A 20854-nucleotide genomic window follows, 5' to 3' on the forward strand; every position below is an offset into this window, starting at 1 on the left:
CATCATCTAAATCTAGTTTTTTTTAGACAACCCTTCAATTGCCTCATTTATCTCTTTAATGCCCTCAAACGCACTCTCACTCAAGCTTTCAATATCTTTTGTGCTTAATGATGGTTCAACCAAGCCATAATGAGCAGTTAGAATTTGTGCTTTTGTTAAATTTGATAATTTTAAAGTGCTTCCTTTTTCATCAATTATGCTATCACCTTGCATAACCTCAACTATTTGGGAGCGTTCTTTTGTTGTTAACTCTCTTATTTTTACTTCGCCATTCCAAGCTTTTATTTTTATAACTTTTTCTTTTACTGCAAAGTTTGTTTGTAAATCTTTTAGTTCAAGCATCTTATGCCCCTGTTGCTTTTGTAATAACAGGCTTGCCTATCTTTTCAGCTCTTATTGTGGCTCTTTGCTTGCCATCTTTTTCACCACCGATACTAAACTCACTAACTTTGATGATTTGTGCGATAGTTGTATCTTTACCACTTTCACTTAGTTTATCTTTTAGCTCTATTACAAGACCAATTTCGGTGTTATCTAAAAATGCCTTATGAAGTTTGTTAGCTCCTTCTTCTGAGTTAAAGTCAAACAAAACAGTTGCGTTAAACTCATTGTATTCAATAGCTCCAGTTGATACGATTTGCTCATAATCCCTATCGTTTATCGGACTATATTTTTTAACAGCTCTTGTTCCTCCAATTATCGCTTCAAAGTCATCCATATGTCCTATTGCTACTGCTCCATCATATGGTGAAGCAGGAAGTTTTCCAGCTGCTAAGTCTATGATTTTTACACTTATGCCAGTATGATCTGGTGCTTTTGTAATTGCCATTGTCTCTCCTTAAATTAAAAACTTTTAAAAAACTATACTAAAAACCATATACACAGCAGTGCTTTAAAATAAAGCTAAACTAAGCTTATGAAAAAGAGCAAAAGATCAAAAAGCATAAAAAAAAGACAGAGTATAAACATAAAATTAAGCGATGTTACCACACTAAGCCAAATAATAACAAATTCTAAAATAGTTGGCAAAAAAGCAACTGCTATAAGTGCCGTTTATGCTTCAATTGCTGCTATAAGCGATACGATATCAACACTGCCTTTAAATTTATATAGACTAAATGACAAAAAAAGAGAGATAGCACACGATCACTATTTGCAAAAAATAATAAAATTTAGACCCAATGATTATCTTACAAGCGTAAGTTTTTTAGAAGCTATTATAAAAAATATGCTTACTTATGGCAATGCTTTTATCTACCCTATCAAAAAAAGAGATGAAAGCATAGTAAGGCTTGAAATAATACCACCTGAAAATATAACAATTTTTAGTTATGAAAAAAAGCCCTTTTATAACTATATATGTGATGGTGCAGCTATAAGGCTTGAAATGGACGAGCTTATAAATATACCTTACTTTTCATACGATGGCATAACTGGTTTAAGCCCTATAAGTGCATGTAAAAATAGTCTAGAAACTGCTAACGAAACAGATGAATATAGCAAAAGGTTTTATAAAAATGGGGCTTTTCCAAGTGGTGTATTAGAATTTCCTGTTGAACTTAGTGATGAGGCATATGAAAGGCTTAAAAATAGTTGGCAAAATGCTTATAGTGGGATAAATTCCTATAAAACAGCAATTCTTGAAGCAGGTGCAAAATATACTCCTATAACAATACCAAACAAAGATGCACAGTTTATAGAGCTTAAACAGTTTCAAATAACAGATATCGCAAGGATATTTAATATCCCTGCTCATAAAATTGGCGATTTAACTCATGCAACTTTTTCAAATATAGAACAACAAGAGTTAAACTATGCCATTCAAACAATACGCCCTATTGTCACAAAAATAGAAAGCTCTTTTAATAGATGGCTTTTAAAAGATGATGAAAAAGAGAGATATTATTTTAAATTTAACCTCAACGCGATGCTTAGAGGTGATGTTAAAAGTAGATTTGAAAGCTATATGCTAGGACGTAATATGGGAGTATATAGCGTAAATGAAATAAGAGAGCTTGAAGAGTTAAACCCAATTGAGGGAGGCGACATATACGATAAGCCGTTAAATTCAAATCTAAAACTTGACGGAGGTAAAAAGGATGAGTAAAAACCTATATAGAGTTGCAAATTTAAGAGGATTTGACAACAAAACAGATGAAAAAAGACTTAAATTTTGCATAATCTCACGCAATAATTCGTGTGAGAGATTTGACTGGGAGATTGGCAGATATATAGAAACGCTTGATGTAAATGGCGCTATTTATGATGGGTTAAAAACTATGTTTAAAGACCACATAATAAGCGTAGATAACGCCATAGCAAGGGTTGAAAATATACGCCTTGAAGATGGTGAGCTTTTATGTGAGTGTGTATTTGATGAGAGCTCAACTACAATTTATGAAAGGTTCAAAAATGGAATTTTAAACGATGTAAGCATAGGATATAGAGTAATAGAGAGCAAAATTAGTAAAAAAGATAACAAAAACTATGTTTTAGTAACGAAATTTGAGATTTTAGAACTTAGTGCAGTTTGGAAAGGAGCAGATAAGGGTGCAAATTTAAGAAATAAAAACGATATAGAAAAAATACAAAGAGCCAAAGAGTATATGGATTTACAAAAAGAGATACTTAATTTAAAGGAGAAAACACTATGAAATTAAAAGAATTAAAAGAAAAAGCAGTAAAAACTCTTAGCGATGCAAGAGCTATTTTAGACAAAGCAGATAAAGAGCAAAGAGGATTAAATACAGATGAAAAAGTAAAATACGAAAACCTTAACTCTGAATTTGACACACTACAAGAGCAAATTAGACAAATTGAAGCTAGTAACGCTTTAAAAGACGAACTTAGAGAAAAAGAAGCTTTTATGGATGAGATAGTCTCAAAAGAGTTACCCAAAAGTAAAAATTCCGCCATAAAAGATGATGAATATACAAAAACTTTTTTTGACTATGTAAGGGGTGATAATAGCGCTTTATACAAGTTAAAAAGGGATTTGAATGAAGGAAGTGGAGCAAATGGTGGATATACAGTGCCAAAAACATTTCAAGCAAGAGTATTAGAAAAATTAAACAATGAAATGTTTCTAAGACAGCTTTGCACTGTAACTCAAACAACCTCAACAAATGTTATACCAGTTGGTGGCGTGGTGCCTGAGTTTGACTGGATAGAGGAAAAAGGTGTTTATAACGAAAAAGACCTAACTTTTTCACAAATTGAGATAAATGCCTATAAAATAGGTGGAATTATTAAAATTAGTGAAGAACTATTAGAAGATAGTGCGATAAATATTGAAAGCTACATTTTAAACAAAATGGTTGAAGGGCTAAAACATACTCAAGAACTAGCTTTTGTAAAAGGTGATGGCAACAAAAAGCCAAAAGGCTTAGCAACTTATAATGTAGGGCTAACCACTGCTAGTGCAAATGCTATCACAGATATTGAGCTAATAGACTTTTTTTATAGCTTAGATAAAAACTACAGAGATGGTGCAGTGTGGGTTGTAAGTGATGAGTTTGAAAAGGCTTTAAGAAAATTAAAAGACGCCACAGGCAATTACTTGTGGCAACCAGCCTTAACAGCAGGAGCGCAAGCTACACTACTTGGAAAACCAATTTATGTAAGTGGGTATATGGATGGATTAGAAAGTGGTAAAGTCCCTGCAGTGTTTGGAAACTTAAGATATTACAACATTGCAGACCGTGGGTCTATGAGCTTGCAAAGACTAAATGAGCTTTATGCTGGAAATGGTCAGGTTGGCTTTAGAGCAAGAGCTAGAGTTGATGGAGTTTTAACCATAAATGATGCAATTAAGTGCTTAAAATGTGCATAAGGTGGTAGTTTTACCACCTTTTTAAAAAAAGGAAAGAAAATGAAAGTAAAACTTTTAACTTGTTTAAGTGGAAATAATACATTTCAAGAAATAGGCGATATCTTAGAAGTAGATGAAGAAACAGCCAATTTGATGATAGAAAGAGGTATTGCTTCTGAAGTAAAAACTACGAAAAAGAAAACCGATGAAACTAACAAAAACACCACTAAAAGAGGTATTGCTTCTGAAGTAAAAACTACGAAAAAGAAAACCGATGAAACTAACAAAAACACCACTAAAAAACGATAAATTAATAAGCGTTGATGAGTTTAAGCTTTGGGCTAGGATAGATAATGATGAAGAAGATGAGCTTTTAGATGAGCTTTTAGAAAGTGCTATAAATTTCTTTGAGTTAAAGACAAATAGGGTTTTAAAAAGAGCAAAATTTAAAGCTGTTTTAGAAAATGAAAAAGTCTTTTTTGGTGAGTGCGATGAGATAAAGATATTAAGTGGTGATATTGAGATAAAAACAGAATATGGGGCAACCTGTTTTAGCCGAAGTGGTGAAGTAAGCTTTGTATGTGGATATGAAAAAGTGCCTTTGATGATAAAACTTTGGATTAAAAACTTTGCTTTAAACCTTTATGAAAACAGGGTAAATGACTACAAAAACGATACTGTTATAAGCTACTTTCGTATAAAGGAGTTTTAGTGAGAGTTGGCAAACTAAGACATAGAATTGAAATTTATAAATTTGATGAAATTTTCAATGAGTATGGTGAAGCTGAACTAAAAGAAGTATTTGTCAAAAAAATATGGGCTTTTATGGATGCCATAAAGGGTGATGAAAAATACATAAATGATAAACAGATGAGCGAGGTTGATTATAAATTTGAGATTAGGTTTTTAAAAAATCTTGATGAAAGCTATTTTATCAAATTTAAAGATAAAATTTTTGATATAAAAAGCGTGATTAATCCTTATGAAAAAAATGAAAGACTTTTACTAAACTGCACCCAAAGAAAAAGAGATTATAAATGATAACTTATGAGATGCAAGGACTTAAAGAACTAACTTTTAAGTTTGAAAAGCTTAAAAAAAACATAGACAAAGAAGTTATAAAGCCTGTGATAAAAGAGGTCTTAAAAGATGCAAGAAAAAAAGCAAAGGCAAATGTTCCTATGGAAACAGGGGAGCTAAAAAGACACATTATAACAAGGATGAATAGAACTAGAAATAATGTCTCAAGTGGAATAATTCTAGTTAAAAAGTTTAGAAACCTAACAAAACGAGAGCTAGAAAGAGCTAATCCACTATCGCTAAAATACAATAAAAAAGGCAAAGCTATAAAAGAGGTATATTATGCCCACTTTGTAGAATATGGCACAAAGCATGCCAAGCCAAGACCTTTTTTAAGAAACTCAATAGATAAAGAAAAAGCCAACGCTAGGCTTCAAAAAGCCATTAATAGGGAGTTAAATAATTTATGATGATAATAAATTTAGTAAAATACTTAAAAGATAATTTAGGCATTGAGTTTTATCCAGAAATTGCACCAAAATCAGCAAAAAGTCCGTGTGGAGTTTATAATATAATAAATGAAAGTGAAAGAATTAGTGTGAATTTGGGCTCATTTCAAACAGATTTTTTTATTCAAATTGATATTTATACAACTTCTTATAAAGAGGCTCAAATATTTAAAGAAAAGCTTAAAAATGCTTTATTTGGTTTTGAAAGACCAATAATAGCATTAAACTTTAAAGAAAGCTTTGAATATGATGAGTATAGGCTGATATGTGAGTTTGAAAGCTTTGAGTAAGGGGTTGTATATAAAAATTATTTGTTTAAATTTTACTAATTTTAATTTTTTTTGTTTGATTTTTTTTGCTCTTTTTTGCCACTTATGTGATAAATCGCCAAAAATCCAGCAATTAAAACACTTGTGATAGATACTTCAGTTTGTCTTGTGTATAAAGCATAAATTAAAGCACATACTAAGGAAAACATAAATATAAATGCAAAAATTTGCCCTAATTTTAAATATTTTCTAATATGAGGAATTTCTTCTTCTCTTATGGCTTGTTCTTTTTTTTTCAAGAGCTAAAATTTCATCATCAATCTTGTGCTTATGCGTTTGTTCTTTTTCCAGTATAGAAATATACCTATTTGCAAGTTCAGGATTGTTTATAGCTAATGCTGAAAGATCTGATAAATTTATATTAATTTGAACATTGTTTTGAGCTAGTTCAGCTTTAATATCAGCTTCTTTGTGAGTTTGGAGTTCTGATATTTTCTTGTCTATCTCTTGCAATATTTAACCTTTTTGAAGTTTTCTTTGCTATTTCACCATAGTCTTTAATATAATCAATTTCTACTTTTGGAGAAAATGCATCTCTAAAACCAACTAAAAAATATTTAAGTTTTTTACTCATAGCTTTATCTCCTTTCAAAGTGTAGTCATTATACAAAAAAATAGCTAATAATTTATTTAAATAATACTTCATTTTTTAAATTGCTGTAATTTATGATTTATTTTTTACAAAACCCTTATTCCCCTATTTTCATACGGGTTTATTGGTGTTTGTATGTTTTTTCTAATGCCATAAGCCATAATTAAAGCGATTAACCCATCTATCTTATCTCTGCTTTTTTCTTTATCCAACTTAATGTTTCCTGCAGGGTCTGTTTTAATAACTGCATTTGTAGCCATCCACCTCATCACAGGGTTATTAAAATGCTCTAACTCTCCTTTCATAATCTTAGTATAAAGTTCTTTGCTAGGGGCTGACATAGAGCCAAAGCCTTGACCAAAACTTAGCATATTTAAGCCCTCATCACCTAAATTTGTAACTATACTTGCTGCATTCCACCTATCAAATGCAACAGCTTCAACGCTTAATTTTCTACAAATTTCTAAAATGTCTCTTTGTATATACGCATAATCAATTACATTTCCAGGAGTTAAACGGATAAAGCCATCTTTTATCCACTGCTCGTAGCTCACATAGTCTTTTTTACTTTTTGAGCGTAAATTTTCAGATGGCAACCAAAAATAAGGAATAATCGCTATTTTAGAACTAAGCTTAGTTATTAAAACAAAAGCCGTAAGGTCATTTACACTTGATAAATCAAGTCCTGCGTAAAATTTAAGCGTTTTATCCGCTAAAACCTCATCTATTTTAAGTTCATAAGAGTTTTTCATCCACTCTTCATCACTTAACCAGCTATCGGCATTACTTGAAACCCAAATGTTAAGGTGCTTGGTCTTAAAACTGTGCATTGCTAAAGCATCGTGTGAGGTCTTTATAAACGCTTCTTTTAGTTTATCAAGCTTTATGCCTCTATTCATTGCAGGGTTTGCCTTTAGCCACTCTTTTTCATCTTGCCAATTGTTTGAGTCAGCTTCAAATATCATAGCATAGAAGCTATCATCTTTTATAGTGCCATTTTTTACCTTTTTGGCATATTCGTAGAGTTTGTGCATTTCACCGTTTAGGTTATACCCAGCAGTTGAAATTACAAAACTTAATGAGTTGTTTCTACTTCTAGCACCTTCTTCAAGCACTTTTAAAAGTTCACCACTTTTTGCAGCGTGAAGCTCGTCATAGACAAAGACATAAGGTCTAAGTCCATCTTTGGTGTCGGCATTAGCGGTTAAAACCTTTATAAAGTCTTTAAATTCATTGTTTCGTTCTATTGTTTTAGTTGATTTAAATATTGTGGCAACTTTTTCTAGGCTTGAGTTTTGACGCAACATAGTAGAGGTTGCATTATAGACTATTTTTGCCTGCTCGGTTTCGTTTGCAGCACAATAGATCTCTTTACCTTTTTCACTATCAACAAAAAGGAAGTAAAGAAGTATTGAAGCTAAAAGCTCGGTGTTGTGGGTTGGTGTAAAAGCTTCTCCTGATAGATAAAGCGATGAAGGGTGTGCTACTTGTATGCACTTCACAGGAACGCTTTTTGTTTTTGCGATAGATATTATGGCTTTTGAAAACGCTCTTTTTGATAGTTTTGATTTAAGTCTATTTTGCTTAAATCCAATATAAGATATTTTTAAACTTTTAGGAGCATAAAAACACACTCTAAACTTATCGCTACAAATCTTACCTTTTAGCATGGCTTTTGTTTTTTTTAAAGCAGCTTTTAATCCAAGTGATCTAACTAAAAGAAGCATATTATTTGCTAGTTTTTCATTTGTAGAACAAAACTCACACTGACCAGCCTTTGAAACAAAGCCATCGCTATCCATAATACCTCTTAAAAGCTCAAGCCTTGTTTCTTCATCATTAAATAAATATTCATTTGGAATATGCTTGTTTTTATATAAATTTAGCTTTCTTAGAGTTGAGCCAAAGCCATTATGAGAGTGTTTTTTGTCTGTGTAGGTATAATATACATTTTTGTTATCACTTGGAACTAAGTTTAGCTTTACGCCTATTTTAGATAATTTTACCATTATCTCATCTTTGTGGCTATCAATTGTTATCCTTGCATCATAGCTGCTTCCATTGCCTAACCAAAGTCCCAAAAGATAAGGATGTATAGTGGTTTTTTGCTTTTTAAAATGAACTGCTTTTGGGATTTGAACTTTAAAAGCATGTTCGGTTTTCTCATCTTTTCTTTTATAAATCACACCCAAATCTAACATTTCTTTGGTGGTTAGATTTAAGTCTTTACGAGAGCTGCCCTTATAGTGGTATGCACTATTTACATGCCAAATATGGTCTTTGTCTGCTGTGATACTACTGCCATCGCTAAATTTTACATCATAACAGTCGTGGTTATGCATAATATCGCTTATTAATGTTATTTTTGTAGGCTTTCCATCAAGACTAAAAACTTCATCACCCACCTTTAAATCAGCCATTTTTATAAAGCCTTTTGGAGTTGGTATAAGAGTGTTTATGCTTAGAGCTTTACCGTTTTTTCTAGGGATAAATAAAAGTGCTGATGAGTAACGGCGTGAGTTGGTATCTTTTTTAAAAGTAGCTATGGTATCGATAATGAACTTAATTTGAAAATCCAAAAGCTGAAAATTAACCCCTGCAAACTCTCCTGCGGTGTGTTTTAAAAGACTTATAAACTTAATAGCCCTAAAAGCTGTTTTTTCATCTATAAAATAAGGTGTATTTTTTAGATTTTCATTTTGAGTTTTGATATACTCATCGGCATTATTTAAAATCTCTTTTCTTAAGATTATTTTATTCATTTTTTCATCCATTTTTTAAAATTTAAAACCTTATTCATCTATTCAAGTATTCATCTTATCTGTTTTGAAATTTAAAAACCTTATTCATCTATCAATCCATCCATTTCATCTGCTTCAATAGGTGGCGTGGCATCTATACCCTTTCTATTTCCTGCGCCTATACCAAGAGCTTTTTCTCTTTTTAATTGTAATTCACTAAGTTTTAAATACCCATCAAATTTAGCACTCAGCCACTCTTTACCCTTTTCATCTTCAGTTGTTATGCCATCACTATCAAAACTTTGTCTTATGCGATCTAAAAAATAAGCATCTTTTATATATGCCTTTAAAACAGGCGTGTCAATATCAAGATAAAGCCCTAATGTCTTAAATATAGTTATGAGCTCTTTAAGTTGCGTGTTTATAGAACCAGACAAAGTGCTAGACGCAAATTTTAGCTTATTATCTTTTATCTCTAAAGACAACACATTTTCATTTTTTAATTTATTATGGGCTATTTCTTTTTCCAAAGCTTGTTTTGAGCTTGATTTTTTATGTGGATTAGTTTCTCTATATTTTTTAAGTTTTATCACCTCATCCTTGTAGTAAAAAACTTCTCTCCATTTTTTTACGCGATTTAAATTCTCTTTTTTAGCGAGCTTGCTCATAGCACTTTTTGTTTGTATAGATAAAAGCCTCATAGCCTCTTCATTTGATATCATCTTTTTATCCTGCATAAAAAACTTCCTTTGTCATTGTCATTTGTCCTATAACTTTTCCAAAAAAAATGGTGCACATAAAATCAAAACTCCCCCACTCGGTGTTTAGGCAACATTAATTAGAGATTAAACCACCCCCCCCTATTTATATAAAATTTCGTCGTTTAAAGTCTTTTGATTATGGCATTTATGGCAAAGTGATTGTAGGTTTTTTCTAGCTAATTTACTTCCACCTGATTTTATAGGAATTATATGATCTATCACATCGGCTTTTTTGCCACACACTCTACAAAACGGCTCTTCTATAATTACTCTTGCTCTTGCCTTTTTCCAAGCAACTGAGCTATAAAATTTAGCACTTAGCTTATCTCTTGAAAAATTATCATAAGTTTTATTGTAAAATTTAGCACTTAGCTTTTTACACTTATTGCACTGATATTTATGTAGGGGGATTTTTTCACCACACTTACAAAGCTTATACATACTGGCCATTATTTCCAAAACCCTATCTTTGTTTTTTTAGAAATTTGATAAATTTTGTTTATACTAAGCTCTTTTAAGTCATCTTTATCTCTTATAACAAAGCCTTGATACCCATCTTCTAAAAGTTCCCTTACCCAATCAGGTAGCTTTACAAAAATCACGCCTGAAACTTTTACAAGCTCGAGATTATAACGTTCTTTGTTTCCAAGTCTTAAGAATCTGTTGTCTAGATTTAGTGCAAAACACAAATCTTTTGCACTGCAATATTCACCTATAAAATTCAATTTTAACTCTTTGAAAAATAAAAAAAGGGTTTCATAAATTTAGATAACTAAATTTAAGGATAAACTAAAAAGACATTTTGATTATATCATAAAGTTTAAAGATTTCTATTTTAAATTTAATTTACTTTTTAAAAAGCAATTATAAAAAGCTAAAGATAAAAGAACCTAAAAAGCAAAAATACAAAGAGCCAAATTGCACACAATTAAGAGATTAAAAATTCAAATTGCATTAAGCTTTATTTTGCTATGATTTGCAAATATAAAAGCCATAGGCGTTTGCAATAGTTTTGTTATGGCACTTGGTATCTGCTACTTTAAGCGGCTATTAAGTTTTGTATCTGGCGTTTATGTCGGAAAATATTAAAAATCTTTACACTTTTTCAAAAGCTACTTTATCAAAAGAATTAACTAATGTTTTATGGCTTTTAAAAAAAAGTTCGAAAGCCTTTATTTTATTTTTGGCCGAATACCTAAGTGAATATTTTTTAGGGCTATAATCTTTATAAATTTGATATATTTCATCTTCATTGTCATATGTCATAATCCAATGAAAGTCATCTAAAAGCTTGATAGACTCAAATAATTTTTTATGATCATCATGAATAAAAAAATTAGTGTATAAATTTTTACCTTGTTTGTAATATGGTGGATCAAAAAATATAAAAGTTTGACTTTTATCCATACGTATTAAAAAGTCTTTTATAAATTTATTAGCCTCTAAGTTAAAGAGCTCTATTTTAGAGCTATATTTGGCTATTGTTGTTATCTTTTCTATTATATTTTCTTTATTAAATCTAGCATCTATTTTATATTGGCCACTTTGTTTTTGCCCACCTATAACACCACCCTTTATTATCCCAGATACACTTGTCCTATTTAAAAATAGTGTTGCAAAAGCTAAATCTATATCGTAATTTCTTATATCTTTTTTTAATTTATATATCTCTTTTTGTTTTTCTCTTTCTGCCATTGTTATTTCTGTATTCAATATTTTTTTAATCAATTTACTTGTATCATCTATAACAGCTTTCCAAAAAGAATAAATAGCTACATCATAATCATTTAGCACAATTTTATCAACTCTGCTAGATAGTAATAAATTCATAGCAACACCAGCTCCACCACAAAATGGCTCACAATATATAGGATTTTTTATATTATTTATTTCTATTGTGTATGATACAAATTCAGTTAGTTTTGATTTACCTCCAGGATAACGAAGAGGAGATGTAAACATGTAAAATCCTTAATAATTAAATCTTATCAATGCCAAATGTCTTAGCGATTTTATTATATTCAAATTTAAAATTATCAACAAATTCATCAACCACTTCTTTATTCTCTTTTATCCAGTAATCCAAAAGAGCTTCTCCAAAAATTTCTTTATACTCATTAAACCACTCTTTATATATTTCTAATTCATTTTTTTCTTTGTGGCCAGATTTTAAATTTTCATAGTTTACATGAACACTCCTATAAACTATATTATCATCTACATTGTCTGAATAAAACTTATGATCCTCTTCTAAAGATAACACATACTTACCCAAGATTTTTTCTACAGGTTCACTTCCTGGTAAAGTTAATATTGTTCTTTTATATTTTTGTTTTTTATCAAATGTAAAAAAGCTATCTTTTTTTAAAATATTATGAAGCTGGTGTTTGCTCTCATCTCTTTTTACATCTGGGTCTAATATTACTAGCGCATCTTTAAATATATTACTTGAAACTGCTAATTTTACAATATCAACAAAGCCAAATTCCCCATCTAAAAAATTTAAATCAGATTTTATTTTTGTATTTTTTAGTATACCTTTTAAAAACCACCTTGAAACATCATCCTCCATAAAAACATTTATTTCCTTATTAATAATTCTGTTTTTGTATTTAACCATTAAATCAGCATATATACCTGACATAGTAGGATTTTTTATTATCTCAATTTTTCCTATTGCATTTCTTAAGTACTGTATAATGCAGTAATTATTTTGTTCATTTAATTCTTTTTTGCATATGTGCTCCATCAAGCTAAGACTATGTGTAGTAAAAACTATTTGTAAATCAAGTTCTTTAGATTTTTTATATAAAAATTCAAAAAGTCTGTTTTGAGCAGCTGGATGAAGAGTTGCATCTATCTCATCTATTAAAAGTATTCCACCATGATAACAATCTTTTTGATTGTCTTTTAGTCTCTGAAATGAAAACACTGCAGCCAAAATTTGACCCAAATTATCCTGTCCAGAAGAGTTGGCCAAAGAGCCATATTGCTCAGTTATAATTCCTACACCCTTTTTTCGTTTTATTGAGTTAGGCTGAATAAATTCAGCCTTACCACTTACACCATCTAAAGTAAAAATATAATTATACTCTTGAATTATCATGTTTTTATAGCTATTTTCTTTTATTGTTTTTTGCTCTACAGCATCAGCCTCTCCAAATGGAAAAAGCCTAGAAAGTCCTAAATAATATACTGGCCAAGATATTTTCTTTTCATCTTTTTTATTTTCATCTTTTATTGGAATTAACCTATATCTAAAATTTGCTTCATCTAGTTTTTGAGTTGTGGCTCTAAAACTCAACTCACTAAGATACCCATCTAATATATTTCCTTTTTCATCTCTTGGCAAATCATCAAAAAATATAGTGCACTTACGCCCTGAGCTATCTGCAATCTTATCATATTTTATAATATCTGAATAATCTCCTCTAAAAGCATCTCCATTAAGCAATTCTCCATCTTTTTTCTTAATTTCAGCACAATTACTAAGCATAGCTAGTATAGTTGATTTGCCTATACCATTGTGCCCAGATATACAAGTTAAATTTGTTCCAAGCTCTATTTCATATACCTCATCTTTTTTAGAAAAAGCTCTAAAATTTTTAATTTTAATCTTTTTTATATACATAACAAACCTTATCAATGCTTTTATTTGTCTTTAACACACTATTTAAAAGTATATTGTCTATAATTCGACCCTTTTACACCATACTTTTATAACTTTTTATTTTTTAAGCTTTTTAACCTCATCCATATAGCTTCTTTGCTTTAATTCTTTAAACTTCTCATATTCGATATCTGCTTTTTTAAATTTTCCCTTTTACCCTCGTTTTGAACTATTAGGAAATTCCTAATAGTTGAATTATCAAGTTCATTGTCATTTAGGATATTTTTTATATGCTCGTTTATAGTCGACACACTCACGCCAAAAATTTCAGCTATTTGCTTTTGACTTAGCCATAAGGTTTCATTGGCTTCATCTAATAAAACTTGGATGTTTGTGTTGTTATTACCATCATTCCAGATAATAAAGTTTTTTTTGGTTGTATCTATCATCTAAACCTCACACTATACTCTTTACAACTTTTCCAACTATGCGAAAAAACTCATTGCTCTCATTAAGCTTTATCTCATAACCGAATTGTTTTTACCTGATATTATTATGTTTTGAGAACCATCTACATTTATATTTATTTGTATCACAGCTCCATCTCTTAAAGACTGCAAGAAATTTTCATTTGAAAATACAGCGAGCATCCCATCTGCTACGCCCTCACTTATTCTACTTATTTCCTCGTTTCTTACCGCCTCATAAATTCTTTGATTTTCTTTTTTAGTTCGCGCTATGCCTATTAGCAATATGACACCAAGCAAAACGACAAACAAAATTAAAGTACTAAATTTATCAAAAAACTCTATAAGCTCACTCATCGTTTATCCTTTAAATGCTCTAATATTGATAAAAATATTTTTAAAGCTTGATTTGCCTCTTCCATACCCATATCCTTTAAGGTTTCTATAATTTGATGAAATTTTTCTCTATTATCATTTTTGATTGTATTATTATCACCTGAAAAGGCGATATTATTATTGCCTTTTACGCTTACATTGCCACTATTCATATTTTCAATTGCTACATATTGTTCTATTTCGCTTTCTTGATTATCTCTTGGATCAAACTCCCCATATGCATAAGGGGATAATATATAATTTTGCTTAATCGGCTTTTTAATATATGGAAATTTTATGATGTCTTTATAATCTTCTAATTCAGCATCTCTCAAAATATCATCAGGCTCAAAGAAAAAGCCAAGTTCTATAAAATCAAAACTGCCATCAAATTTATCTGCTACATTATATATATGCTTAAACGGAACTTTGTTAGTAAGTATCCAATTATCGATAGTTTTTAACTTTATACCCAATTTTTTTGCAAGTCCTTTTTTGTCTTTGACTTTAGCCACAACACACATTCTACAAACGATATTTTTTGCGTCTTGTCTATCTTTTAAATTTCTTAATGACGATGGTTTTCTTCGTGGATTTATCATAGCCTTACTCTTTTGAAATTTTTTCTATTTGTTTGAGTTTTTCGATGATTGGATCAAGCAACTTATCTAAGTTTTTATTGCCATATTTCTTATAAAGTGCTAAAAATTCATTCACTTTTGGGGAATATACATTTGTTATATCAGCATTTTTACCAAATACGGTGTTACCATCCCCGCTAAATGCCAAGTTATTATCACCAGTTACTTTTACAGAACCGTTTAACAATGTATCCATACTCACTCCCAATTTTTCTGAAAATTCATATAATCTACCTTTTGGAATTTCTCCTCTTGTTTGCCAGGTATTAAAAGTTCTATATGGAACTTCCAAAATTTCAGCTAATTCTTTTATAGTATTAGCATTTGTTAAATTCTTTAGAAATGCTATATTCTCGTCAAAACTCGTCATATTTTTACCTTTATTGTAAATTTACTTCAAAATACCCTTGACAAATTACTTCATTTGAAGTATAATACCACCACTTACACCATAGAAAGAATTATAACTATTTATAGCTTAATTTTGTATTGATGGTGCGTTCTTTAAATTTAGTAAAAAATGAGCCCTTAAAGGCTTTATGTTTTTTTAAAATGTCATATAAAACATCTAACACTTAAATGGTGGCAACGCGTTCTTTATTTATAAGCCTTTTATTAGCAAAACACAACTTACATTCGTTGCCACTATCTAAGGGTTAAATTTAATAAAAAGGAAAAGGTATGAGCATAGGGGTTTTTATGTTTTTAGTGTGGTTTGTGGCTGGTGTGTGTATAGCTAGTCTTTATCTTTGGATGATGAGGTAATTAAAGGAGTTTAAAAATGAGTGAAAAAAACAAAATTATAGAGCTTGATTTTGACAAGATAAGAAAGAATTTTGGAAGTGTTGCAAATTTTACAAAATTTCATGACTATGATCAAAATGTTATTTACAAAATACAGTTTAACAAAAGCTTTGTTGTTGGGTCAAAAAATGAAAAGATGTTTGGGTGGTTAAGAGATAACGGATATGTAAAAAACATAAGCTCTTTACCAGCTAGTTTAAGGGGAATATGATGAATAAAAAATTTAAGCAGTTAGAAAAAAGAGTAAAAAAACTAGAAGAAAAAATAGGCAGTAATATTTGGGTTAATTTTGATGAAGTTAGCATAGGCAAAGAGTTATATAGGCTTAATAAAAGGTGTGATGAGCTAGATAAAGACGTAAATGGTTGGCGTGATGGACTAAATGATACTGATAAGGCGGTTATTAAAAAAGCTTTTGCCGCCTTTTTGGATAAGTTTTTAAAAATGTAAAAACATGTTTAGTTCATTTAAAAAAAAGTCAAGTGGTTTATCTTTGTTTTTTAAGATTAAATCTATTGCCTCTTTTGATTTTTCTTTATCTTTTGTGGAAAGATAAAGATTGGTTAAAGCTATTAAATTTGAGAGCTTTAACTCGTTAATTAGTTCTTGTAAAAGTTTAGTTTCCATTTTGATGGCTCCTTTATGTGTATAAATTTTGTTGCAAAGATATTATACCAAAAGGGGCTTTTGGAGTGGAAAGGATAAGTTAAAAGTCCTAACCAAAATAAATAAAGGATAAACAATGATATTAAATGCTTTTGAAGTAGCAAAAACAAAAAATGGTTATGTTGGCAAGAAGTCTTTTTATAAGGGTGTTAGTGGAACACTTTTTAACAAAAACAACTATGTTTTAGTATATAGCGGTGGTGATATTTATATCGCTGAAATTTTAACAAAACGTATAGTTGATACTTTAAAAAAGTAAGCTTTAAAAGGATAAAAGATGAGTGGGTTTTTGGTGTATTTTGAAGATGAAGTAAGCTTTTTAAAAAGGCGTGGGTTAGAGATAGCAGATATTTCAGCTTATAGTTTTTTTAAAGAAGTAAATATAAATTTTGAAGTTTATATCAAGAAAAACGGTGCTGATGATGTTAAAAAAGATATTGAGTTTGTGAAGTGCTTAAATGACTTTGCTTTAAAGTATGAAAACGAAATTGAGTATTTTGCACTCTTAACTGGTGTTGTTAAAACAGCTGGAAGAATAGCACTATGCAAAAAGATATAGACTACTTAAGAGCTTGTTTTTGGGGTTTTGAATATAAGTTTAAAACTGAAAAAGAGGCGATTTTATTTTTTGTAGATGAGAGTATAAAGGATCTAGAAAATAAAAGATATGAAAAAGTTAAAGAGTATTTATACTTAATAAAGTTTGGTGGATATAAGTTAGATGAGTGAGCTTTTAAAAGACAAAATTTCAAGCAATATAAGTGAAGAAGAGCTTTTTTATAAAATAGCTGATAAAGGCATAGATGCCGTGTTTCATGTCATAGAAAAAAGAAGCTTTTTAAACACTATAAAAAAGCTAATGTTAAGCCAAAAACTAAGGCTAACAAACAGAAATCAGTCTATTAAAAAGTGGTGTGAAAAAAAGTTTGGATCTGAAATGGGTATAAGCAACTTTAGTGGAAATGTAAAAAACCCATTTAGGGTTAGATATATAAACTTTGAAAGAGGTAATAAAAGCCTAAGTAACACAATGATAGTCATAGAAAATAGTGTTGAGCTAAACAATCTTTGCAAAGAGAGAAAGAAAAGATATGGAACTTATGTAAAGGTTGTTTTTGCAGGGCTTTATCAACCAACTAGAGCCATAAAGCCCTTAACGATGAAAGTTTTAAAGACTTTTTTATCGAAATATAACATTTGGGATATGGATTTTGCTGTTGATATTTTAAGCAAAGATAAAAGCAGTGATAAAAGCAAATTTAAAAACGCAGTTAAAGGCATAAGCAACAATGATAGCAAGATATACACACACTACTCTACAACTTATGCAAACTCATGCGTTAAAGGGGTAGAAAAAGTCCTTATTTATGATAAATACATAAAAGAAAGCATTTATCATAAACAAAGACTTTGCAAAGCTTTGGAAGATTGGAAACGAATAGAGTTAAGGGTGAGATTTAGAAAAAGGTTTTCAAAAATAACCAATAAAGAGATACTTCACTATAAAGATATGCTTGATGATATAGCAAGGAATTATAGTGATTTTGTCTTATTTGGAGTATATGAAAAAACCTTAAATGCACAAATTGCATATCTCAAGGATGGAAGACGCAAAATTAAAAGCGAGGTTAAATTTAAGGAGTGGATAGCATAAATGAGTAAAAATAGTGAGATATTTAAGTTTAAAATGTTAAAAGCTGCAAATTGTTTTACATTAAAGGAATTAAGCCAGCTAATAAATGAGTTTCCAAATTTAAAGCACTTAAAACGAGCTTTTGAGCTTAGAGAAGAAAAACTAAAAGGGGTTAAAAATGCTTCCAAAAAGTAAAAAGCTAGAGTATATAAACAGTAGCAAAGAGTTTTTAAGGCAAATTAAAGAGCTTGATAACAAAGATAGAACTAAAAAAGATGATAACACTAGCTGTGATGAAAGTTTTTTTAAAAATAGTGAGGAAAAAATTAAGCTTTTTTCAAACTCAGATAGTGTTTTAAAAATGTGGGACATAGGCGAAAGGATAAGAAAGTTTTATGGAGCTTTTAGAGATAAAAAAGCCTTATCATCAAGCCAAATAAATGATCTAAACTATAAAAAAGAGCTGTTTTGCGAGATGATAAATAAAATAGAGTTTTACAAATTTGATTAAAAAGGATAAACAATGGCTAGAACAAAACTAACAGATCTTAATAATATGCTTTTTGAACAGATGGAGCGTTTAAGAGATGATGATATAAAAGGTGATGCACTAAAAGAAGAGTTAGAGCGAAGCAAGGCAGTTGATAGTATAGCTGGCAAGATACTAGATCTAGCAAATTTAAGCCTAAATGCGGCTAAATTTGATGCGCAATATGGCATACAAAAGCCAAATTTCTTTATAGAGAATAAAAATGCATAGAGATAAGCTTGGAAGATTTAAAAAAGGAAACAAGCCGTGGAATAAAGGTGTTAAGGGAGCGATGAAAAACAATAAAACAAGCTTTAAAAAAGGTAATATGCCAGCTACTACAAAACCAGTTGGAACTATAGTTTTAAGAACAAACATAAGAAGAAAAAACGAAAATTATTACTATATTAAAGTGGCTAACCCTAATAAATGGGAGTTGTTGCACCGACACATTTGGGAAAAAGAAAAAGGAGAAATTCCAAAAGGATATCTTGTGATGTTTAAAGACAATGATAGCTTAAATGTGGATATTTCAAACCTATGTTTAATAAAAAGAAGTGAGTTAGTAAAACTCAATAGTAAATTTAGCAATGTTGATAGAAAGCTTATCGACACAACCTTAAATGTAATCAAACTTAAAAATGAAATAAGAAAAAGGGAGATAAAAAATGAAGCTACTAAATGAAAAAGAGGCGCAAGAGTATTTAGGATACTCAGTAAAAGGCAATATCTTAGCTAAAATGAGAATGAAAACAAATCAAGGCAAATGGGAGTTTACACCTAGATTTATCAAATTTAACGACTCTATAAGATATCCAAAAGAGTGGTTAGATGAAGATATCAATGCCTACATTCAAAGACAAGCCCAGCTTTAGGGCTTGTCAAAATATCTCAAAACCCTAAAAACTCACACCACCACTCTAACAATCTTTTATGCTCATCAGAGTTAAAATCTCTAAAATAGGCTTTATCCACTTCACTACCACGAGTATGCAGTAATACCTCATCGATTATTCTTTTTTCAAATTTACCTCTTTTTATGCCATTAATTGTTTCAGTTTCTCTTATAGCAAATGTAGCAAGTGTGCCACGAAAGCCATGAGCGTGTAAGTCAGTAATACCTAGTTTTTTCATATTTGTCATTAAAGTCATATCGCTAACAGCATAACCACTTTTTAAAGAGCGTGTTTTTGACTTAAAAACTATACCCTCATTGCCAGTTAGTTTTTTTTGATATTCTAAAATTTCTTTAGCTTTTTTTGGTAGTGGCAATCTTGCGTTTATCTTTGTTTTGTTATCACTCTCACCAAAATATACAAAATTCTCATCTACCCTATCCCATGTAAGTTCTCTTATTTGGTGTGGTCTTTGAGCCATTATTAAATTAAATAAAAAGATATTTTTAATGGTTTCATCAATGTTTGAGTTCATAACTGTTTTAATTATTTCTAAAAGTCTTTTTTTTTGCTTGTTATGATTTTTCTATGACCGGTTTTAGGCTTTGGAAAAAGTAAGGTTACATCTTCTAATATTTCATAAATAAAACTAATATCATTAATTGCCCCTTTATTTTTGGCAATTTTTAGCATATCTCTATAAATTGCTAATGCTCTTTGAGAAATCTCTAAATTTGCACCATTTAATGCATTTAATAACTCATCTTTATTTACTTCACTTATAAGCTTATTTCCTATTTTATCTAGTATCCACTTACTTACCCTATTTTTATATTTTCTTCTTTTGTTTTGATTTTCTTTTGTATTTGGATACCTTAGATCTAAAAGCTCACTAAATAAATCATTTATTTTCATTTGCCTTGATAGACTGCTTTGTTTTTCATAGTTTGTTGCTAATTCTCTAGCCTCAGCTAAGCTCAGCTCATTGAAGTTTCCTAAGGTTGCATACCCTGTTTTTATTCTCTTTTTGTATAACCTGGTTCCAGTGCTAAAACAGACTAGATATAAACTGCAATTACTATCTATACTAAAAGCTTTGAATTTCTTATCATTAGGGCATTTAAGCTTTTTAACTTGAGTGAATGTTAGAGTTGCCATTTTCTTTACCTTTTTACATTTTTGTAGTTTTAGTTATACACTTAGTTATACAATTTTATCGTAAATAAAAAGCAATTTAAAAGAATGTAAAGCAATGTGTAATTTATGTAAATAGGCTTAAAATACCGATTTTAAGGGCTTAAAAGAATAAAAAACAATGTAAAGCAATTGATTAAAAAATGTATAATGGCTCCGGATGCTGGATTCGAACCAGCGACCAAGCGGTTAACAGCCGCCTACTCTACCGCTGAGCTAATCCGGAATAAAGTAGAAGTTTTAAACTAAAACTCTGTAAAAAAGAAATGTAATTAT

37 protein-coding genes and 1 tRNA gene are annotated in these 20854 nt (G+C 30.1%); 19 read left to right on the plus strand and 19 right to left on the minus strand.

Features of this window, described 5'->3' with window-relative positions; genetic code table 11:
* Positions 1-12: 12 nt before the first annotated feature.
* Together CURT_RS05550 and CURT_RS05555 are read right to left on the minus strand one after the other, a co-directional pair.
* Positions 13-342, minus strand: a complete 330-nt coding sequence (locus CURT_RS05550; protein ID WP_018713752.1) for a hypothetical protein — start codon at positions 340-342, stop codon at positions 13-15.
* A gap of 1 nt (position 343) precedes the next feature.
* Positions 344-829: a hypothetical protein gene (locus CURT_RS05555; protein WP_018713753.1), complete on the minus strand. Its 486-nt coding sequence runs from the start codon at positions 827-829 to the stop codon at positions 344-346.
* Between the two features lie 87 nt (positions 830-916).
* Here CURT_RS05555 and CURT_RS05560 point away from each other — a divergent pair, with 87 nt between their 5' ends.
* From CURT_RS05560 to CURT_RS05595, 8 genes are read left to right on the plus strand one after another with little or no spacing between them, the layout of a single operon-like run.
* Positions 917-2107: a phage portal protein gene (locus CURT_RS05560; RefSeq protein WP_018713754.1), complete on the plus strand. Its 1191-nt coding sequence runs from the start codon at positions 917-919 to the stop codon at positions 2105-2107.
* Entirely contained in the window at positions 2100-2654 is a 555-nt protein-coding gene (locus CURT_RS05565) for an HK97 family phage prohead protease (protein WP_018713755.1), read from the plus strand. Before CURT_RS05560 ends, CURT_RS05565 begins: the two co-directional genes overlap by 8 nt.
* Positions 2651-3832: a phage major capsid protein gene (locus CURT_RS05570; protein ID WP_018713756.1), complete on the plus strand. Its 1182-nt coding sequence runs from the start codon at positions 2651-2653 to the stop codon at positions 3830-3832. Before CURT_RS05565 ends, CURT_RS05570 begins: the two co-directional genes overlap by 4 nt.
* A 39-nt stretch (positions 3833-3871) precedes the next feature.
* The gene (locus tag CURT_RS05575; RefSeq protein WP_018713757.1) at positions 3872-4120 is read left to right on the plus strand and encodes a hypothetical protein; all 249 of its coding nucleotides are present in this window, start codon (positions 3872-3874) and stop codon (positions 4118-4120) included.
* Complete coding sequence (locus CURT_RS05580) at positions 4086-4523, plus strand: head-tail connector protein (protein ID WP_018713758.1); 438 nt, start codon at positions 4086-4088, stop codon at positions 4521-4523. Before CURT_RS05575 ends, CURT_RS05580 begins: the two co-directional genes overlap by 35 nt.
* Positions 4523-4852, plus strand: a complete 330-nt coding sequence (locus tag CURT_RS05585; RefSeq protein ID WP_018713759.1) for a phage head closure protein — start codon at positions 4523-4525, stop codon at positions 4850-4852. Before CURT_RS05580 ends, CURT_RS05585 begins: the two co-directional genes overlap by 1 nt.
* A complete protein-coding gene (locus CURT_RS05590) occupies positions 4849-5301 on the plus strand; it encodes an HK97-gp10 family putative phage morphogenesis protein (RefSeq protein ID WP_018713760.1) in 453 nt (150 codons plus the stop codon). Before CURT_RS05585 ends, CURT_RS05590 begins: the two co-directional genes overlap by 4 nt.
* Positions 5298-5630: a hypothetical protein gene (locus CURT_RS05595; protein WP_018713761.1), complete on the plus strand. Its 333-nt coding sequence runs from the start codon at positions 5298-5300 to the stop codon at positions 5628-5630. Before CURT_RS05590 ends, CURT_RS05595 begins: the two co-directional genes overlap by 4 nt.
* A gap of 41 nt (positions 5631-5671) precedes the next feature.
* On the opposite strand, the gene CURT_RS05600 is transcribed toward CURT_RS05595, so the two are convergent.
* The 13 genes from CURT_RS05600 to CURT_RS05660 form a co-directional block, all read right to left on the minus strand.
* A complete protein-coding gene (locus tag CURT_RS05600) occupies positions 5672-5818 on the minus strand; it encodes a hypothetical protein (protein WP_169478850.1) in 147 nt (48 codons plus the stop codon).
* Between the two features lie 40 nt (positions 5819-5858).
* Complete coding sequence (locus CURT_RS05605) at positions 5859-6122, minus strand: restriction endonuclease subunit S domain-containing protein (protein ID WP_143297700.1); 264 nt, start codon at positions 6120-6122, stop codon at positions 5859-5861.
* The gene (locus tag CURT_RS05610; protein WP_018713763.1) at positions 6070-6243 is read right to left on the minus strand and encodes a hypothetical protein; all 174 of its coding nucleotides are present in this window, start codon (positions 6241-6243) and stop codon (positions 6070-6072) included. Before CURT_RS05610 ends, CURT_RS05605 begins: the two co-directional genes overlap by 53 nt.
* A gap of 104 nt (positions 6244-6347) precedes the next feature.
* Complete coding sequence (locus CURT_RS05615; RefSeq protein WP_143297699.1) at positions 6348-9023, minus strand: terminase TerL endonuclease subunit; 2676 nt, start codon at positions 9021-9023, stop codon at positions 6348-6350.
* Positions 9024-9103: 80 nt separating this feature from the next.
* Positions 9104-9739 carry a hypothetical protein gene (locus CURT_RS05620; protein WP_018713765.1) on the minus strand — a complete coding sequence of 212 codons (636 nt, stop codon included), beginning with the start codon at positions 9737-9739 and terminating at the stop codon, positions 9104-9106.
* 123 nt (positions 9740-9862) lie between these two features.
* On the minus strand, positions 9863-10204 hold the full coding sequence (locus CURT_RS05625; RefSeq protein WP_237721124.1) for an HNH endonuclease: 342 nt from the start codon (positions 10202-10204) through the stop codon (positions 9863-9865).
* Positions 10205-10212: 8 nt separating this feature from the next.
* On the minus strand, positions 10213-10488 hold the full coding sequence (locus CURT_RS05630) for a hypothetical protein (protein WP_018713767.1): 276 nt from the start codon (positions 10486-10488) through the stop codon (positions 10213-10215).
* A 370-nt stretch (positions 10489-10858) separates the two neighbouring features.
* Positions 10859-11725: a DNA adenine methylase gene (locus CURT_RS05635; RefSeq protein WP_018713768.1), complete on the minus strand. Its 867-nt coding sequence runs from the start codon at positions 11723-11725 to the stop codon at positions 10859-10861.
* Positions 11726-11741: 16 nt separating this feature from the next.
* Positions 11742-13394 carry an AAA family ATPase gene (locus tag CURT_RS05640; protein WP_018713769.1) on the minus strand — a complete coding sequence of 551 codons (1653 nt, stop codon included), beginning with the start codon at positions 13392-13394 and terminating at the stop codon, positions 11742-11744.
* Positions 13395-13534: 140 nt separating this feature from the next.
* Positions 13535-13822 carry a winged helix-turn-helix transcriptional regulator gene (locus tag CURT_RS05645; protein WP_018713770.1) on the minus strand — a complete coding sequence of 96 codons (288 nt, stop codon included), beginning with the start codon at positions 13820-13822 and terminating at the stop codon, positions 13535-13537.
* 69 nt (positions 13823-13891) lie between these two features.
* Positions 13892-14197 (minus strand): hypothetical protein, encoded by a 306-nt coding sequence (locus tag CURT_RS05650; RefSeq protein ID WP_018713771.1) that lies wholly within the window; start codon positions 14195-14197, stop codon positions 13892-13894.
* Positions 14194-14817 carry a helix-turn-helix domain-containing protein gene (locus CURT_RS05655; protein WP_018713772.1) on the minus strand — a complete coding sequence of 208 codons (624 nt, stop codon included), beginning with the start codon at positions 14815-14817 and terminating at the stop codon, positions 14194-14196. Before CURT_RS05655 ends, CURT_RS05650 begins: the two co-directional genes overlap by 4 nt.
* A 4-nt stretch (positions 14818-14821) precedes the next feature.
* Positions 14822-15226, minus strand: coding sequence for a helix-turn-helix domain-containing protein (locus tag CURT_RS05660; RefSeq protein WP_018713773.1), 405 nt, complete (start codon positions 15224-15226; stop codon positions 14822-14824).
* Between the two features lie 411 nt (positions 15227-15637).
* On the opposite strand from CURT_RS05660, the gene CURT_RS05665 reads away from it, so the two are divergent.
* A complete protein-coding gene (locus CURT_RS05665; RefSeq protein WP_018713774.1) occupies positions 15638-15871 on the plus strand; it encodes a hypothetical protein in 234 nt (77 codons plus the stop codon).
* Positions 15871-16110, plus strand: coding sequence for a hypothetical protein (locus tag CURT_RS05670; RefSeq protein ID WP_018713775.1), 240 nt, complete (start codon positions 15871-15873; stop codon positions 16108-16110). The genes CURT_RS05665 and CURT_RS05670 overlap by 1 nt, the downstream gene beginning before the upstream one ends.
* Here the strand turns inward: CURT_RS05670 and CURT_RS05675 are convergent.
* Entirely contained in the window at positions 16099-16287 is a 189-nt protein-coding gene (locus CURT_RS05675) for a hypothetical protein (RefSeq protein ID WP_018713776.1), read from the minus strand. The two genes, CURT_RS05670 and CURT_RS05675, sit on opposite strands and share 12 nt — an antisense overlap.
* Positions 16288-16402: 115 nt before the next feature.
* Here CURT_RS05675 and CURT_RS05680 point away from each other — a divergent pair, with 115 nt between their 5' ends.
* The 9 genes from CURT_RS05680 to CURT_RS05720 are packed head-to-tail and all read left to right on the plus strand — an operon-like array spanning position 16403 to position 19363.
* Positions 16403-16585, plus strand: coding sequence for a hypothetical protein (locus CURT_RS05680; RefSeq protein WP_018713777.1), 183 nt, complete (start codon positions 16403-16405; stop codon positions 16583-16585).
* An 18-nt stretch (positions 16586-16603) separates the two neighbouring features.
* Positions 16604-16885: a hypothetical protein gene (locus CURT_RS05685; protein WP_018713778.1), complete on the plus strand. Its 282-nt coding sequence runs from the start codon at positions 16604-16606 to the stop codon at positions 16883-16885.
* Positions 16870-17055, plus strand: a complete 186-nt coding sequence (locus CURT_RS05690) for a hypothetical protein (RefSeq protein ID WP_018713779.1) — start codon at positions 16870-16872, stop codon at positions 17053-17055. The genes CURT_RS05685 and CURT_RS05690 overlap by 16 nt, the downstream gene beginning before the upstream one ends.
* Positions 17048-17980 carry a hypothetical protein gene (locus CURT_RS05695; RefSeq protein ID WP_018713780.1) on the plus strand — a complete coding sequence of 311 codons (933 nt, stop codon included), beginning with the start codon at positions 17048-17050 and terminating at the stop codon, positions 17978-17980. The genes CURT_RS05690 and CURT_RS05695 overlap by 8 nt, the downstream gene beginning before the upstream one ends.
* Positions 17981-18154, plus strand: coding sequence for a hypothetical protein (locus tag CURT_RS05700; protein WP_018713781.1), 174 nt, complete (start codon positions 17981-17983; stop codon positions 18152-18154).
* Positions 18138-18470 (plus strand): hypothetical protein, encoded by a 333-nt coding sequence (locus tag CURT_RS05705; RefSeq protein ID WP_018713782.1) that lies wholly within the window; start codon positions 18138-18140, stop codon positions 18468-18470. Before CURT_RS05700 ends, CURT_RS05705 begins: the two co-directional genes overlap by 17 nt.
* A 12-nt stretch (positions 18471-18482) precedes the next feature.
* Entirely contained in the window at positions 18483-18719 is a 237-nt protein-coding gene (locus CURT_RS05710) for a hypothetical protein (protein WP_018713783.1), read from the plus strand.
* The gene (locus CURT_RS05715) at positions 18712-19173 is read left to right on the plus strand and encodes an HNH endonuclease signature motif containing protein (protein WP_018713784.1); all 462 of its coding nucleotides are present in this window, start codon (positions 18712-18714) and stop codon (positions 19171-19173) included. The genes CURT_RS05710 and CURT_RS05715 overlap by 8 nt, the downstream gene beginning before the upstream one ends.
* Positions 19157-19363, plus strand: coding sequence for a hypothetical protein (locus CURT_RS05720; protein WP_018713785.1), 207 nt, complete (start codon positions 19157-19159; stop codon positions 19361-19363). The genes CURT_RS05715 and CURT_RS05720 overlap by 17 nt, the downstream gene beginning before the upstream one ends.
* Before the next feature lie 16 nt (positions 19364-19379).
* Here CURT_RS05720 and CURT_RS05725 read toward each other — a convergent pair whose 3' ends face one another.
* The 3 genes from CURT_RS05725 to CURT_RS05735 all read right to left on the minus strand — a co-directional run bounded on the left by CURT_RS05725 (position 19380) and on the right by CURT_RS05735 (position 20804).
* Positions 19380-19919 carry a tyrosine-type recombinase/integrase gene (locus CURT_RS05725; RefSeq protein WP_018713786.1) on the minus strand — a complete coding sequence of 180 codons (540 nt, stop codon included), beginning with the start codon at positions 19917-19919 and terminating at the stop codon, positions 19380-19382.
* A gap of 17 nt (positions 19920-19936) precedes the next feature.
* Positions 19937-20542 (minus strand): integrase arm-type DNA-binding domain-containing protein, encoded by a 606-nt coding sequence (locus tag CURT_RS05730; RefSeq protein WP_018713787.1) that lies wholly within the window; start codon positions 20540-20542, stop codon positions 19937-19939.
* 187 nt (positions 20543-20729) lie between these two features.
* Positions 20730-20804: transfer RNA gene (locus CURT_RS05735), tRNA-Asn, on the minus strand.
* Positions 20805-20854: the final 50 nt, after the last annotated feature.

Source organism: Campylobacter ureolyticus, assembly GCF_013372225.1.
GTDB classification, from domain to species: domain Bacteria; phylum Campylobacterota; class Campylobacteria; order Campylobacterales; family Campylobacteraceae; genus Campylobacter_B; species Campylobacter_B ureolyticus.